This is a genomic window from Mycolicibacterium hodleri, from assembly GCF_025822245.1.
Lineage (GTDB): Bacteria > Actinomycetota > Actinomycetes > Mycobacteriales > Mycobacteriaceae > Mycobacterium > Mycobacterium hodleri.
In genome coordinates this window covers 112,491-126,301 of sequence record NZ_JACKTL010000017.1, presented here as the reverse complement: position 1 = coordinate 126,301, position 13,811 = coordinate 112,491, and the positions used below count along the sequence as shown (strand labels likewise).

The window sequence follows — 13,811 nt, the reverse complement described above, 5'->3', positions numbered from 1 at the left end:
GTTCACTCGCGCTATCCGGTCAAGCTCGCGACAACTCGTTCGATGTTGTCGATGGAGGCAAAGGTGGACTTCTTCAGGCTCTCGTCGGGAAACTCGACGTCGAACTCGTCCTCGAGCGCCAGCATGACGTTGACGGAGGCGTGCGAGGTGAGGCCGAGGTCGTAGAGATCGGCCCCGGAATCGACGCCTTCGGGGTCAACCGTCAGTCGGCCGTGCGCGTTCAGTACTTTGCGAATCAGTTCCTGCATGGTAGACATCGTAACGCCAAGTATGCATTTTCAGTTAGCTGAACGCAGAACAGCAACGTACACTCTTCTTGACGCTGCATCGGCGTCAATTCCTAGGGGGTCTCCGGATGAATGGTGGCGTGAACGCCTCGACGTCCGACGGTACGTCGATTCCCGGACTCGCCGAGGCGGTTCGGGCCGCCGCTGCCGCGGCTGGCGACGTCGACCGCATGGCCCGCTTTCCGCACGAGGCCGTGGAGGCCCTGAAGGACGCAAGGCTGCTGTCCAGCTCTCTCCCCGTCGGCATTGGGGGTCGCTCGTTCCGCGTGTCCGACCTCGCCAAGGTCGCGCGCGGTTTGGGATCCGCATGCAGCTCGGCCGGAATGGTGTTTGCAATGCATCACACCCAGGCGCTGACGTTGGCCCGGCACGGTGCGTCCGGGCCCATCGCCGACCTGACGGCGAGCATTGCAGCAAATGAATCCCTGCTTGCGTCGGCAACTACGGAGATCACTACCGGCGGCGACATCGGCTCGTCGTCCTGTGCCGTCCTGACCGACGGCGACGAGGTGACGTTGGAGAAGAACGCACCGGTCATCTCGTACGCCGAATACGCCGACTACATTTGTGCCACCGCTCGGCGCGGTCCTGACAGTGCCGCGAGCGATCAGGTCCTGCTGGTGTGCCCGGCGGGTTCCACGAGCCTGGAGAGAACCGGCACGTGGGACGTGCTCGGATTTCGTGGGACGTGCAGCCCGGGCTATCTGTTGTCGACGAAGACGTTGCGATCCCATGTTCTGCCCGTCGACTACGCGACCATCGCGGCTGGCACGATGCTGCCTGCCTCTCACACCCTGTGGGCTTCGGTCTGGCTCGGCATTGCGGACGCCGCAGTCACGAAGGCTCGGCAGGCAGTTCGGCAGGCCGCTCGCAAAGCCGACGGAAAGCCATTGCCGCAAGCGGCGAAGCTCGCCGACCTGACCGTCGTGCACCAGAACTTCGAGTCGACCGTAACCGCCGGGGTGATGCGGTACGAGGCCTTCATCGAGTCGGGTTCCGTCGAGCCCACGATTGGGTTCACCATTGCGATGAACAATCTCAAACTCGCCGCGTCGACCGCGGTGATCGAGGTCGTGGCCAATGCGCTCGCACTCATCGGCATCAACGGATACCGCGAGGATCACCAACTGTCCATGGGCCGTCTACTGCGCGATTCCTACGGCCCGCAGTTGATGGTGTCCAACGACCGAATCCGTCAAAACAATTCCCAGCTCGTATTGGCCTATCGTGGATGAGGGCGTCAATTGACCACCGTTGATGACAATCGAATCGAGTCGCTCGCGCTGCGGCGTAAGCAGTTTCGCGACGAGCTCGTGCAAGCGGGCCTACTCGTCCCCATGGGAATAGACGGGTTGTACGGACGTGGAGCCGTCTTCGAGGCTGTCATCGACGGCATCGACCACGTCGTGCGTCGGAAGGGCCGTTCGGTCCACGGCGACCAACCGAAGCTCTTGCGATTTCCGCCGGTCTACTCACGCGCAGCTTTCGAAAAGACCGACTACATAGCGTCGTTCCCAGATCTGACGGGAGCAATTTCGACCTTTACGGGGGACAACAAGGATCACCGCGCGCTGCTGGCGGACCGGGACGCGGGTGAGCCGTGGGACAGTCACCTGCATCCGGCAGGCACGATGTTGGTATCGGCCGCGTGCCACCCGGCATACTCGACGCTCGATTCGACACTGCCGGACTCCGGGCAACTGCTCGACGTCTACGGCTACTGTTTCCGGCACGAGCCGGCGATCGATCCGGCGCGGATGCAGGCCTTTAGGATGCACGAGTACGTGATCGTCGGAACTCCGGAACAAGCTGCGGAACATCGTGATTCGTGGGTGGGACGGGGATTGGACGTGCTCGGCGAGCTAGGGCTGGACGCCAAGCCCGTCGCGGCCAACGACCCGTTCTTCGGACGTGTCGGCAAGATGCTGGCGACCAATCAGCTGGATCAGGGACTCAAGACCGAGTTGGTGGTGCGGTTGTACGACGACCTCGACGAGGGTACGGCCGTGGTCTCGGCCAATTGTCACCAAGACCACTTCGGGGAGACCTTTGGCTTGACGACGTCCGATGGTGGCGTCGCCCACAGTGCCTGCGTCGGTTTCGGCATGGAACGGATCGCGTTGGCGATGCTGCGTACGCACGGAATCGACGCCCAATCGTGGGACAAGGATCTCTGGGCCGTTCTCGGTCGGTAGTCGCCGTCGACGACATCGCCCACCCGTTCGCGTCAGACGCTGTCGAACATCTCCTTCAGGGCCTTCGTCGTCGTGTCGATGTCGAACTCGCGCTCGACGAGGTCGCGGCCTGCGTGGGTGAAGTCGTCCAAGGCTGGACCCGATGCGATGAGCGCCTCCAAGGTGTCTCGGAGGTCCTCGGCGTCCGAAGGGGTTGCCAGCAGCCCAGTGCGATGAGGGATCACCAGCTCGGGAATACCCGACAGTCGGGTTGAGACCGTCGGGACGCCGGTTGCCAACGCCTCCACGAGTGCGACTGGAAGGCCTTCCATCTGCCCGTCCGCGGCGACGATGCTCGGCAAGACGAAGAGGTCGGTCTGGTCGAGTGCCTGTTTGACGGCCGTCTCGGGCTGGCCACCAAGGAATGTAATTCGTTGGTGGAGTCCGAGCTCTCTTGCCCTTTGGGCCAACTGGCCGGCGAGCGGGCCGCCGCCGATCAGATCGAGCTCGATACGGTCTACGCCGGGGCCGCCCAACGCCAGCGCCCGTAGCAGGACGTCGTGGCCCTTGTACTCCTGAAGAGACGCCACGCACAGCGCACGGATTGGGCCGCCAGCAGGAATTCGCCGCGGGCGAAACGAATAGGCCTTCGTGTCGATGCCGCAGTGGATCACCTTGGTGGGGGTCTTGGTGAAGCGGCTCAACAGGTTTCGGTTGTATTCGGAGATTGCCACGATGAACCGAGCCCCGTCCATCTTCGTGGCCAACATCGACTGGTCGACGTATAGGTCGTGTGCGTGGACCGTGACGCTATAGGTCACGTCGGCGAGGCGAGAACAAATCCAAGCAGCCAGAGCGGGGTAGGTGGCGAAGTGGGCATGAATGTGCCGCGACCCGCCCGCAGCGCTCAGGTCTCGTGCGTGGCTCGCTGCCAGGGGCACGGTGGCGAGGGCGCGGACCAGCAACGACGGACTGGCCGCGTAGCCCAGCGTCACCGTTCGCAGGACGGACAGCGTGGTCAACGGTTGTGTGGTGAGGGCCCACCACAGGCCGCGTAGGCCGGCGAGGGCGTTCGGTCGGATCAGCCGTGCCACCCAGGGGCGAGTGATCTCGTGGACGGGCGGATCCGGCGACGGAAACAACGAACGCAGGCCAACCTCGTACTCAGCCGTGCGGGCCAGTGCATCGAGCTCCCGGACGATGAACGTCTCCGACGTGATGGGGAATCGTGAGACCAGATAGTCGACTGGCTTGCCGCTCAACGGCTCTTCTCGGCGATCTCGCTGTAGAGGGCGTACAACCTACGTGCCCAGGAGGTCGCGGAGAACTCTGATCGCGCTCGCAGGGTGGCCGCTTCTCCAAGGTTCTCACGCAGTGATTCGTCGGCGAGCAGCTGGCACACGGTGGCAGCGAGAGCGACTGGGTCGTTTGGTTCGAACAGTCGGCCCGTGACTCCGTCGACGATGATGTCGGGAATGCCGCCGATCCGTGAGGCGGCGATCGCCTTACCCGCGGCCGACGCCTCGATGAGCACCGTGGGTAAATTCTCGCCGTAGGTGGAGGGGAGCAGCACCATGTCAGCGGTCCGGTAGACCGACGGCATGTCCGTTCGCACGCCGGCGAACACGATTGAATCGGTCATTCCCACATCCGCCGCCCGCTGGCGAAGCGCGCCTTCGTCGGGTCCGCCGCCGACGAGAACCAAGAGCGCCGTGGGATGCTGCCGCACGACGTGTGGCCATGCGTCGATGGCAACGGGAATCCCCTTGAAGTGTCGAAATGCCGCTGGTAACACGACGATTGGACGACGGCCGCCAGTAAGCTCACTCAACACGGCGGCGTCGGACGGCCCGGGGTGAAACTGGTCGATGTCGATTCCGTTGTGCAGTACGGTCCAATTCGCGGGTACCCGGCGCCGACGGTAGATGTCGCCGAACGACTTTCGGCTGGCCTCGGAGACGAACAGCACGCGATCCGACCGCGATGCGGCCTCCACGGCGGCCCGCTCCCGCCAGCCCGCTCGCCCCGACAGAGGCGACGTCACATGGTGGAACGTGCAGACGACCGGCCGTCGTGCCAGTCGAGCCGCTGGCACGGCCAACGTCATCGCCATCTCCAGATGCGCGTGGACGACGTCGTAGCCTCCATCGCGGATTTCGCGAGTAAGTCGGGGGATCCCGGACGGGTCCAACAGTCGACGGATGCCGAGCGACCGTGGCTGGATGCCAGCTTCGGCAAGAAGGGCGAGCGTCTTGTCGGCGTTGTTGGATTCCAATCCCACGCCAAGGATGTCCATGTCGATCTTCAGATCGGTGTCGCGGGCGGCCACTGCCAGGGGTACCAGTAGCGTCTCGGCGCCGCCCAGTCGAAATCCGTCGATGAGAGTGAGCACCCGAAGGGACCTCACCGAACTACTCGCAATCTCTGCCAAGGGATATCGCTCATTCCGTCGTAATCCCACCGCAGGCCGGCGTCGACGTAGGTGGGTCCGATGTAGCCGGGGTGGGCCTCGGGATCGAGTTCGAAACTCATGCTCAACGGGGACCCGCTCATGTCGATGACATAACCGCCGTAGGTCTGCATCGCGGCCGCCACCATATGCTCAGCGGGGGTCAGATGCAAGGAGTCGATGTCGAGGGAGGGATCGAGTTGCAGGCGCGCGCCTTCCGGAAGGCAGTCGGGTCGGGTCGAACGCCCATCCGTCTTCAGCGCAGGGGAGCGGAAGGTCTTCGCACAGACGTTGTTGCTTTGCAACGCGAGGGCATGCGGAATCCGACCCTGCTGGACTTCGGCAATCCGGATCACACCAGCTAGCCGTGACGCGCCAGAGCCAGTGCTCGCCCCGCCCCATCCGCTGCCGTTCAGGTCGTTGACCGCTGCGAATTGCGTCGTCCAGGTCCCGTTCTCCTTATGGGCGCGCCAAAACTCGTAGCTGGTGTGGGTGTCGGGATCTATCACCACCATCGCGCCGTCGCTGCCCGTGTGGGGATGAGCGTCATCCGGAATCGGTATCTTCAGGCCGTCGAACGGGCACGGGCCCCACTGGGAAATCAGACAGCGCACGTCGTAGCGCGGTGAGCGGGCGTCCGCGTAGAAGATCGGAATGCCGAACTCCAACAGTCCTGCGTGCACGTTGCCGTCGCTCGTCGCCGCGCCGATCATGGCCGCACTGTTCGGGTCGACGGCGGCGTCGGCGGGGATCGCGGCGCGGAACGGGCTCTGCTCGGCGAATGGTTCCACGAACTCGGCTGTCGGTGACGGAAAGCCCGTCACGCCCAACGTGGCCACGGCGGCGACGGCGACCGTCGCGCTGACGATCCTCCATCGGTGGAGTCGGAACTTCATGTCAATCCTCCGAAGACAGTTGGCGGGCGGCAGCTTCTACCGCAGTACTGATGGTCGACGCGGCGATCGCCCAGGACCGTTCTATCGCAACTCGTCCGGCTTGGCCGAAGGCGGAAGAGAGGTCCGGGTCGTCCAGCAATTCGAGCATCGCCGCGGCTAGCGCCGCGGGGTCGCCGGGCGGCACCAGGAATCCGGTGACACCGTCGACGATGGTTTCCGCCAGGTCGCCGACCGTCGTGCCGACCACGGGCCTGCCGAACGTGTATGCCAGGTGGGCAACCCCGCTCTGGCTGGCTCGAACGTACGGGGTGACGACGACCCGGGCGGACTCGACGAGATCGGGCACGTCCTCGATGTCGCAGTAACCGGGACGGGCGTCCACGTTGCCCGTCTCGGCCGCCCGTCGGAGCAACTCGTCGCCGTCGACGTCGGCGCCGATCGCGCCGGCAAGGATCAGTCGGGCCGTCGGCATCCGTGCGCGAACCAAGCCGAACGCGTCGATCAGCACGTGGATGCCCTTGTACGTCGTCCACGTGCCGAAGAACAACGCGACCGGCTCCGTCCGTTGGACCGGCGTCGGTTCGCGTCGACGCCACAGGGCGCCGGAATCGCCATGCGGTACGACGTGCACGTCACATCGTGGATGCCAGTGCTCGAGGACGAGTTCCCTGGTCTGCGGGCCCAGGACGAAGGCCGTGTCCATCTCGCCCCACGCTGCGGCGAACGAGGCCCGCAGCAGTCGTCCCTCCTTGGGGGTGCTGGTGTCCTTCGCATCGGACCGAGGGAGGGGCTCGTGAGCGAGGATGCCGAAGATGGTGTGCGGCAGCAATCTTCCGATGAGAACCACGAACCACGGTTCGAACGTGAACCGCCACTGCGAGTACAGAACGGCGCGGGGGGGTTGCCGACGCAAGTGGTAGGCCAAGACCAGCCACGCCAACACCAGACGGCCGGCACGCACGGCACGGCGCATGGTGGCCAGTGAATGCCCGAGATCGGCAGTGTCGTTGGGGTGCCAGGTGGGCAGAACCGAACGAACGGTGAAACCAGCCTCCGCCGAGTCGATCTCGGGCCGTGGTCCCGTCCACAGCTCAACGTGCTCGCCGCGTTCGGTGAGGGCGCCGCCGAGTTGCGTCGCGAACTGGAAGAGCCCTCCCGACGGGGAGAACTCGACGAGAATCATTCGATCGTCGGTCATGTCGCCGACTCGACGAGTTCCGAAGGTGCTTCGGGCGCCGACTTCTCGTGCTTCTTCCTCGTGCGCGACCACAGCACGAGGGCGAGTCGCGCGAGCAGCATCGTCCCCATTGCCCACCCAGCGGCGATCACGGGTGCGTACTTCGACCGGATCGACACGTTCTCGACGTCGACCGCGGTAACCGACTGAACGGTGTACTGCAACGGCCCGATGATGTCGTTCACCCGGGTGCGAGCCACCGCCATCGAGTTGGCCAGGCCGCGTGTCGCCTGTGCGGCGTCCGGTGCGACGACTGAAAAGGTGGCGATGCCGCGGATCGGATCAGCCGTGATGGTCGCGGGGGCCTCCGAGCTTCGCATCACCTCGACGAAGGTGGGCAGGAAACCCTCGCGGGTTCGGACGTTCATCGCATAGGAGGCCCATCCGTCGCGTGGGCCGACGGGGATCAGTGTGACACGCTGGCTGGCCTGTACGGCAGCGGTCTTCATCAGCGTCAAGCTGGCGGCACCCGCTGCGGCGCCGACGACGAGGATCATGGCCCACGTCGCCGTCACCCGAACAAGTCGGGCCGTCACTGCCGACGGCACGCGCGCGGCGGGTCCGAGTGCGCACGCCAACGCCAGCACGATGGCCAGCGAGCGAAAGTATGCCAAGTGAAGGAAGATGCTGGCGACCGACCATGTGACGATGGCGGTCAGGACGGCTGCCGCGAGGGCGTGGTCGGTCGACTTCGGCTCGACGGCGATGCGCGACACCACGATGGCGAGCACGCCGCCAAGCATCACGATCCACGTGAGCAGGCCGATCCAGCCACTCTCCGCCAGCAATTGTGCGTAGAGGTTGTGCGGTGCGACGAGTCCTTCGTTGACCACGGTGGAGACGCGATCGGTGTAGTACGGCACCAAGTCCGCGAAGGTTCCAGGGCCAAAGCCGAACGTCGGCCGCTGTTGGAACATCGCCCAGGCCACTTCCTGTGACGCTTCTCGCCCGAGCACGGAAGGATCGACCGAGTAGCTCTTCTGGTCGCGAAACAGGTCGTCGACCAACGCGAAGAGTCGGTCACCGATCCCCGGTACGACCAGGCTGATCAACAGTGCTGGCGGGAGGATCGCAAGCCGGGCCGGCCGTCCGGAGGCAATGAACCACACGACGACCGCCACGGCGGCGGCCAGCATGGTCCCGCGTGATTGCGTGAGATAGGCACCAATCATCAAGGCGCCGCCCGCCGCCAGCCACGCGGCCGCGCGCAGCGTGCGCCCGGCTCGTCGGCTCCGGTGGGCCAGCGCCCACGCCATCGGAAGTCCTAGAACCAGCAGCCGTCCCCAGAAGTTCGAGTCGCCGTAGGGTCCGCCGTATCGCTGCGTCGTGATCAGTTCTCCTTCGGCCGTGGAGATTTGCGCGAACCCGAAGAACTGTTGGCCGCCGGACATGACGCTCACCAAGGTGAGCAACGACAGGACGGTCAGCGTGGCGACGATCGCCTCGGCGACGATCCATGGTCGGTCGGTCACCTGGGTGAGCATGAGGATGACGAGAAGGAAGGCGAGGTCGACCACCGATCGCCACATCGTGTCGGCGGAGAGGCTCTGGTCGACGCTGCCCGTCATGGCGATCACTTGACCGGCCAGGTACACGGCGATCAGCCCCGTGCCGATGACCGTCCACCGATTCAGGCGCGCTCGGGCAGCCGGGTCGCGCAGTGCGAAGGCAAGCGTCACCAAGCCCAACAGCACGCTGCCCTTGAAGATCGGTGCCGACGTGTATGTCGTGGCGACCTCGGACACGTTGGCGACTTCGGCGACCACCATGAAGACCAGGACGCCGGCGGTCCATCGGTTGGACGCCGTCACGGTGCTGCGGCGGTGTGGTCAGTCTGGTGAGCCATGTCGGTTGCTCCGCTGTCCCCGCGCGTCGTCCTTCCACGCAACCACGCAAGGCCCAGCCCGACGACAGCGCCGAGCACCAGACCACCGAGGGCGCCGGCAAGTTCGATCTGAAGGCGTGGCACTGCGGTGGCGGTCACGCTGACGGGTTGAGACACGATCCGGACGGTGAACGGTGTGGATACCGCCGTCACCTCCGGCAACGCCTTGTCCAACAGATCGGACAGCGCCGCCTGCACGGCGTGCGCCGACGGTCCGTCCGCGGTGATCGACACCATCGTGGTGTTGGGGATCGCTCCTGCGGTCAACGTAATCTCCGACGCGTCCACCCCGGCCGCGGACACCGCGCTGGGCGTCCAGCGCGGGTCGCTGAAGACCGTTGCAGCGGTGTGGGATACCTGACCTTGGGTCAAGACTTCCCAGTACGCCGACGCGTCGGCGGTGGTCAGGTTGGCACCGGGGACCATGGCCACCTGCGCCGTCGCTCGATAGTGCGTCGTCAGCGGAACGAGCATGCCGACGGCACCGCCAATCAAGACTCCGATCACTGCGGCAATCGCAACAATGGGCCTCAGCCAAAGACGCGGCGTACGGTTCATCACAATCCTTCCAGGCTTCATCGATCGTGCGTGCACGTACCTGACGGCCGTGCGGGTGAGGTGTGGAGCGGTGAGGTGTAGGCCCACCGCGTAGACGAGCCCGCCCAGCGGTACTAGCACACAAATACGAAGCGTGCTGGGCACATGGGTGAGCAGAGTGTCGACCGCCACCAGCGCCAGGCCCATTGGTATTGCGGCGCCCAGCGGCCGCCCGATCAATGAACACAGTTCCATCCAGCCAAGCGGGATCACCCGGCGGACCAACGTCATGCGGATGCCGAAGTGAAGCACCTCGACCACGAGCAGCGCGACGGCGACGAGCGTCGCGCTGTGTCCGGCGGCCCACCAGATGGGGCCGACGAGGACGACGAGTTTCGCCCCGTTGATCGCCGTGAGCAGACCCGGTCGGCCGACCGCCTTGAGGACGTCCCCGGCATGGAACGACGCCGAGTACACCACCGTGTACACCGACAGGACGACGAGTATGTCGCCGGCGGCCGCGTATCGGGCGCCATACATGGTCTCCAGCAGTGGTTTGGCGATCGCAGCCAACCCGATGCCGATGGGTGCGGTCAGAGCCACCACCACGCCAAGTGTCTGTCGGTAGTGCGCCGACAGAGCCTTGCGGTCGTGTTGCAGCCGGGACAGTGAGCTGAACAGCACTTCGCTGATCACCGTGCAGAGATTGAGTACGACGAGTTCGGGAACGCGATATGCGAGGGTGTACAACCCGAGTTCGGTTGTGCCAAGGCGTGTTCCGACCGCAAGGTAGTCGACGTTGTAGATTCCGTAGGCCAGCAGGGTGACGCCGGTGACGGGAATGCCGAATCGCAAGAGCGCGCGCGCCTCGGCGCGGTCGAAGTGGGGCCGTACGGAAGCCGGAGCCGCGCGCCAATACAGCACGGTCGTCACGACGACACCAGCCAGCTGGCCGTACACCAAACTCCACACCCCGTGGTGGGTGGCCGCCAAGCCGATGGTGAGGGCGGTCTTGACGATCGCGCCAGAGAACTCGGGCAGCAGCCGGCTCTGGAAGCTGAGATCGCGGCGTAGCCGCGACAGGGGCACCACGCTGAATGCGGAAATCGTCAACGCGATTGCCAGTACGCGGATGAGCGGGCCGAGCTCGGGGTGATGCAGTAAGTCGGCGGTCGAATCTGCGGCAATTGCCAGTAACACGCCGAATGCCACGCCGAATGCGACGGAAAGCGTCAAGCCGGTCGGAGCAATGCGATTCCAGGGTCGCGGGCTCTGAACGAGCGCCGCCGCGACACCGAGATCCTTGACGTAATCGAAGAGGTTCACCAGAAGCAGAGCCAAGGCAAATATGCCGAATTCGGCCGGGTCCAACAGACGCGCCACCACGACCGTCATCAGCAACGTCGAACTCTTGCTGACCGCGAACACCGCGTAGTTCCATGCCGATTGCTTGCCGAAATTTGCTGACTTTGCAGCAGGACGTGCGTTCTCGCTGACGACAGGTGCCACGTCGGCCGCGGTCAGGGCTGAATCGCCCATGTCGGCGGCGTCGCACGTGCGTCGCGCCGAGGTCACCACGTCTGCACCTGAAACAACCCCTCGAATCTTTGCCAGTATTGCGTATCCATGTAAGGATGGTCAAAAGCAAGCATAGCTTGCCGGGCTGCACAGCAAGTCTGCTGGCGTACCGCGAGGTGGGCCTTTTGCTGAGCGGCGACACCACGAGCGTCGCGTTTGCGACGTGGACAACCGTTTACTGTCTCTGCGCTGAAACGGCACGACAGTGAGGAACTCCGAGGTAGAAAAGTGCCCGTAACCCTGCTCAGCGCCGTCGACCCATTTCCCACCGATGCTGGCAAGAAGGTCGTTCTCGCGGGTTTCCTCGACTATCTCGTCGACCGTCGAGGCCCCGACAAAGTGCATTACCTCCTCGTCGGTGGGCAGGCTCGGCCGAACTTCCCCGTGAAGATGCACCCGTTGCCGAAGCCAAGCCGGCGGGCTGCGCTCGGCGCGGTCGTGACGCGGACCGGGACGGGACGGGCAACGCTGCAGGAATCGCTCTTGTCGTCGCGGCCGTTGGATCGTGCCGTGCGCGACGCGTTGGACCGCATCGGACCAAGCCTCGAGATCTACGACACCATTCGGATGGCGCAGTACGCCGATCCCGCCCGATCCGGCCATCAGATTTGTTACCTCGACGACCTGTTCTCGGAGCGGTATCTCGGGATGCTGGCAGCGGGGGATCGTTACCCGGACGTGGAGATGCGGCCACTGGGCAATTTCGCCGAACACGTGCCGACCTCGCTGCGTCCACTCGCCGACAGCAGGGGGCCGCAGCGGGCGCTCCTTCGGCTGGAATCCGAGTTGGCCCGCCGAAGCGAGAACCGGGCAGCCCGCCAATTTGGACGCAGTCTGCTGGTCAACCAGGGAGAGGCAGATCGCCTGACTCGACGGGTGGCAAATGCGCCGCGTGGGGACGTCGCGGCGGTGCCTCCGCTGATCGCGCCCCCCGAATATCTCAAGAGGCAGTATCGCGGCGCCCCCGAATTCTTGTTCGTCGGTCTGCTGGCCCTGCCTCACAACGACGACGGTGTGCGGTCGTTCCTGACGAACGTATGGCCGGGCGTTCTCCTCCGCGCCCCCGGTGCGAGGCTACGCATCATCGGCAAGGGAGCCAGCCCAGGACTTGCCCAGTTGGCGCGCAGCTTCGAGGGGTCGGTCACGATTGAGGGGTACGTCAAGGACCTCACGGAGTCGTTGTCCTCGGCGGCCGCACTCGTCAATCACCTGCGATTCGGGTCAGGCATCAAATTGAAGGTCATCGAGGCGCTGGGACGCGGCGTGCCCGTGGTGTCGACCGGCGTGGGTGCAGACGGGTTCGCAGCGGGTGCCGAACGCGGCGTGCTGGTTGCCGACGACGCGTCGCTGTTCGCCGAAGCCATGATCGAACTGACGGATCCCGCATATAATCTCGCGGTGTCGGAGGGCGCTCGAGCTCACTTCGCCGACACGTTTTCGCGGGAGGCGGTTTTCGCCTGCTACGACGCGGCCTTCGCCCTCGGGTGACTCACACGTCGTAGCGCGCTGCCGTGTTCTCTCCGCTCGCTCTGCGCTCTAGGGCGGAGTCGACGATTGAAAGGCTCTTTGAGTGAAGAACGGTGCGCGAGCCAAGGCTCGTGTTGCGGCAATGTCGTGTGTTCTGACGAGCATGGCCGTCGCTGCCTGCGCCACCACCACGGTGGTACCGATGCCGGATCCGTCGGGTGATGCAAGTACCGGCATCGCCGTCAACGCCTCCGATACCTCGTGCGAGGTGTCCGACACCAATGGGCACGTCGGTCCCAACACCTTCGTCATCACCAACACCGGAACCAAGGCCACCGCGTTCTACGTCCTCGGCGTGGGGGACCGGGTGGTGGGCGCCGTCGAGAACATCGCTCCCGGCTTGCAGCGCACACTGGTGGCGCAGCTCGGCACCCCGGGGACCTATCGCACATCGTGCAAGCCGGGAATGATCGGCGGCGGTTTGCGCGGCTCGTTCACGGTGACCGGTGACGACGTGCCTATGACGGTCGACGCTCGGTTCAAGGACGCAGCCGCGAGCTATCAGCGCTATTTGAGCGCTCAGACCAGCGCGCTGGTGGCGGCCACCGTAGCCTTCGTCGGCGCCATCAAGAAGGGCGATGTCGTCGGCGCTGAGGCGGTGTATCCGACCGCGCGGGCTTACTACCAACGCACCAGACCGGCTGCGGCGGCGTTCAACGAAGAATTGGCCACCCGCATCCGTATGCACCAGGCCGACGTCGGGGTCGGCCAGCAATGGTCCGGATTTCACCGATTGGAGCGCGACCTGTGGGCCTCCGGTCTGCAACCCGACACCAATGCGATCGCCGATCAGTTGCTCGCCGACGTCGAACAGCTAGACGCGGAGGTGAAGGCGCCGACGTGGACGGTTGATCCGACCCGCATCGCCGGCGGCGCGCAAGCCCTTCTCGAATACGTTTCGGCCAACGCGACCAGTGGGGCCGATGAAGAGTTCAGCCATACGGATCTGTGGAACTTTCAGTCGAGCGTGGATGGTGCGCAGGCAGCGGTCGCTTCGGTGCGGCCGATACTCGACGAGCTCAGCCCCGACCTGGGCTCCGAGGTCGACGCGCAGTTCGCGGCGGTCGACGAGGTGCTGTCCAAGCACCGTGACGGCGATGGATTCGTCTTCTACGACAAGGTCGCCGCACCCGAACGCCAAGAAATCGCTCAGGCAGTGCAGGCTCTGGCCGCGGTGGTTGAGCGAGTGCAAGCCACCATCGCAGCCTAGGAACCCCGATCCCGACCCCGTCGCGCCGCGG

General features: G+C 65.0%; 11 protein-coding genes. 4 read left to right on the top strand and 7 right to left on the bottom strand.

Annotated features, from left to right (window positions below; translation table 11 throughout):
* Positions 1 to 11: 11 nt before the first annotated feature.
* Positions 12 to 248 (bottom strand): acyl carrier protein, encoded by a 237-nt coding sequence (locus H7J06_RS04570; protein WP_264037407.1) that lies wholly within the window; start codon positions 246 to 248, stop codon positions 12 to 14.
* A 107-nt stretch (positions 249 to 355) separates the two neighbouring features.
* Here H7J06_RS04570 and H7J06_RS04565 point away from each other — a divergent pair, with 107 nt between their 5' ends.
* Both H7J06_RS04565 and H7J06_RS04560 read left to right on the top strand, forming a co-directional pair.
* Positions 356 to 1,522 carry an acyl-CoA dehydrogenase family protein gene (locus H7J06_RS04565; RefSeq protein WP_372515233.1) on the top strand — a complete coding sequence of 389 codons (1,167 nt, stop codon included), beginning with the start codon at positions 356 to 358 and terminating at the stop codon, positions 1,520 to 1,522.
* A 33-nt stretch (positions 1,523 to 1,555) separates the two neighbouring features.
* Positions 1,556 to 2,482 (top strand): amino acid--[acyl-carrier-protein] ligase, encoded by a 927-nt coding sequence (locus H7J06_RS04560; RefSeq protein ID WP_372515237.1) that lies wholly within the window; start codon positions 1,556 to 1,558, stop codon positions 2,480 to 2,482.
* 32 nt (positions 2,483 to 2,514) lie between these two features.
* On the opposite strand, the gene H7J06_RS04555 is transcribed toward H7J06_RS04560, so the two are convergent.
* From H7J06_RS04555 to H7J06_RS04530, 6 genes are read right to left on the bottom strand one after another with little or no spacing between them, the layout of a single operon-like run.
* Entirely contained in the window at positions 2,515 to 3,723 is a 1,209-nt protein-coding gene (locus H7J06_RS04555; protein ID WP_264037401.1) for a glycosyltransferase, read from the bottom strand.
* Positions 3,720 to 4,853 carry a glycosyltransferase family 4 protein gene (locus tag H7J06_RS04550; protein WP_264037400.1) on the bottom strand — a complete coding sequence of 378 codons (1,134 nt, stop codon included), beginning with the start codon at positions 4,851 to 4,853 and terminating at the stop codon, positions 3,720 to 3,722. The genes H7J06_RS04555 and H7J06_RS04550 overlap by 4 nt, the downstream gene beginning before the upstream one ends.
* 11 nt (positions 4,854 to 4,864) lie before the next feature.
* On the bottom strand, positions 4,865 to 5,806 hold the full coding sequence (locus tag H7J06_RS04545) for a hypothetical protein (protein WP_264037398.1): 942 nt from the start codon (positions 5,804 to 5,806) through the stop codon (positions 4,865 to 4,867).
* A 1-nt stretch (position 5,807) separates the two neighbouring features.
* Positions 5,808 to 7,004 carry a glycosyltransferase family 4 protein gene (locus H7J06_RS04540; protein WP_264037396.1) on the bottom strand — a complete coding sequence of 399 codons (1,197 nt, stop codon included), beginning with the start codon at positions 7,002 to 7,004 and terminating at the stop codon, positions 5,808 to 5,810.
* On the bottom strand, positions 7,001 to 8,854 hold the full coding sequence (locus tag H7J06_RS04535; RefSeq protein ID WP_264037394.1) for an O-antigen ligase family protein: 1,854 nt from the start codon (positions 8,852 to 8,854) through the stop codon (positions 7,001 to 7,003). Before H7J06_RS04535 ends, H7J06_RS04540 begins: the two co-directional genes overlap by 4 nt.
* Positions 8,851 to 11,043: an oligosaccharide flippase family protein gene (locus tag H7J06_RS04530; protein WP_264037392.1), complete on the bottom strand. Its 2,193-nt coding sequence runs from the start codon at positions 11,041 to 11,043 to the stop codon at positions 8,851 to 8,853. Before H7J06_RS04530 ends, H7J06_RS04535 begins: the two co-directional genes overlap by 4 nt.
* A gap of 228 nt (positions 11,044 to 11,271) precedes the next feature.
* On the opposite strand from H7J06_RS04530, the gene H7J06_RS04525 reads away from it, so the two are divergent.
* Complete coding sequence (locus tag H7J06_RS04525; RefSeq protein WP_264037390.1) at positions 11,272 to 12,531, top strand: glycosyltransferase family 4 protein; 1,260 nt, start codon at positions 11,272 to 11,274, stop codon at positions 12,529 to 12,531.
* Between the two features lie 142 nt (positions 12,532 to 12,673).
* Entirely contained in the window at positions 12,674 to 13,780 is a 1,107-nt protein-coding gene (gene efeO, locus H7J06_RS04520) for an iron uptake system protein EfeO (protein WP_264037388.1), read from the top strand.
* The last annotated feature ends 31 nt before the right edge of the window (positions 13,781 to 13,811 follow it).

Coding starts and splice junctions, on each gene's coding strand:
- H7J06_RS04570 (WP_264037407.1), bottom strand. CDS start 248: ATGCAGGAACTGATTCGCAAAGTACTGAACGCGCACGGCCGACTGACG.
- H7J06_RS04565 (WP_372515233.1), top strand. CDS start 356: ATGAATGGTGGCGTGAACGCCTCGACGTCCGACGGTACGTCGATTCCC.
- H7J06_RS04545 (WP_264037398.1), bottom strand. CDS start 5,806: ATGAAGTTCCGACTCCACCGATGGAGGATCGTCAGCGCGACGGTCGCC.
- H7J06_RS04540 (WP_264037396.1), bottom strand. CDS start 7,004: ATGACCGACGATCGAATGATTCTCGTCGAGTTCTCCCCGTCGGGAGGG.
- efeO (WP_264037388.1), top strand. CDS start 12,674: ATGGCCGTCGCTGCCTGCGCCACCACCACGGTGGTACCGATGCCGGAT.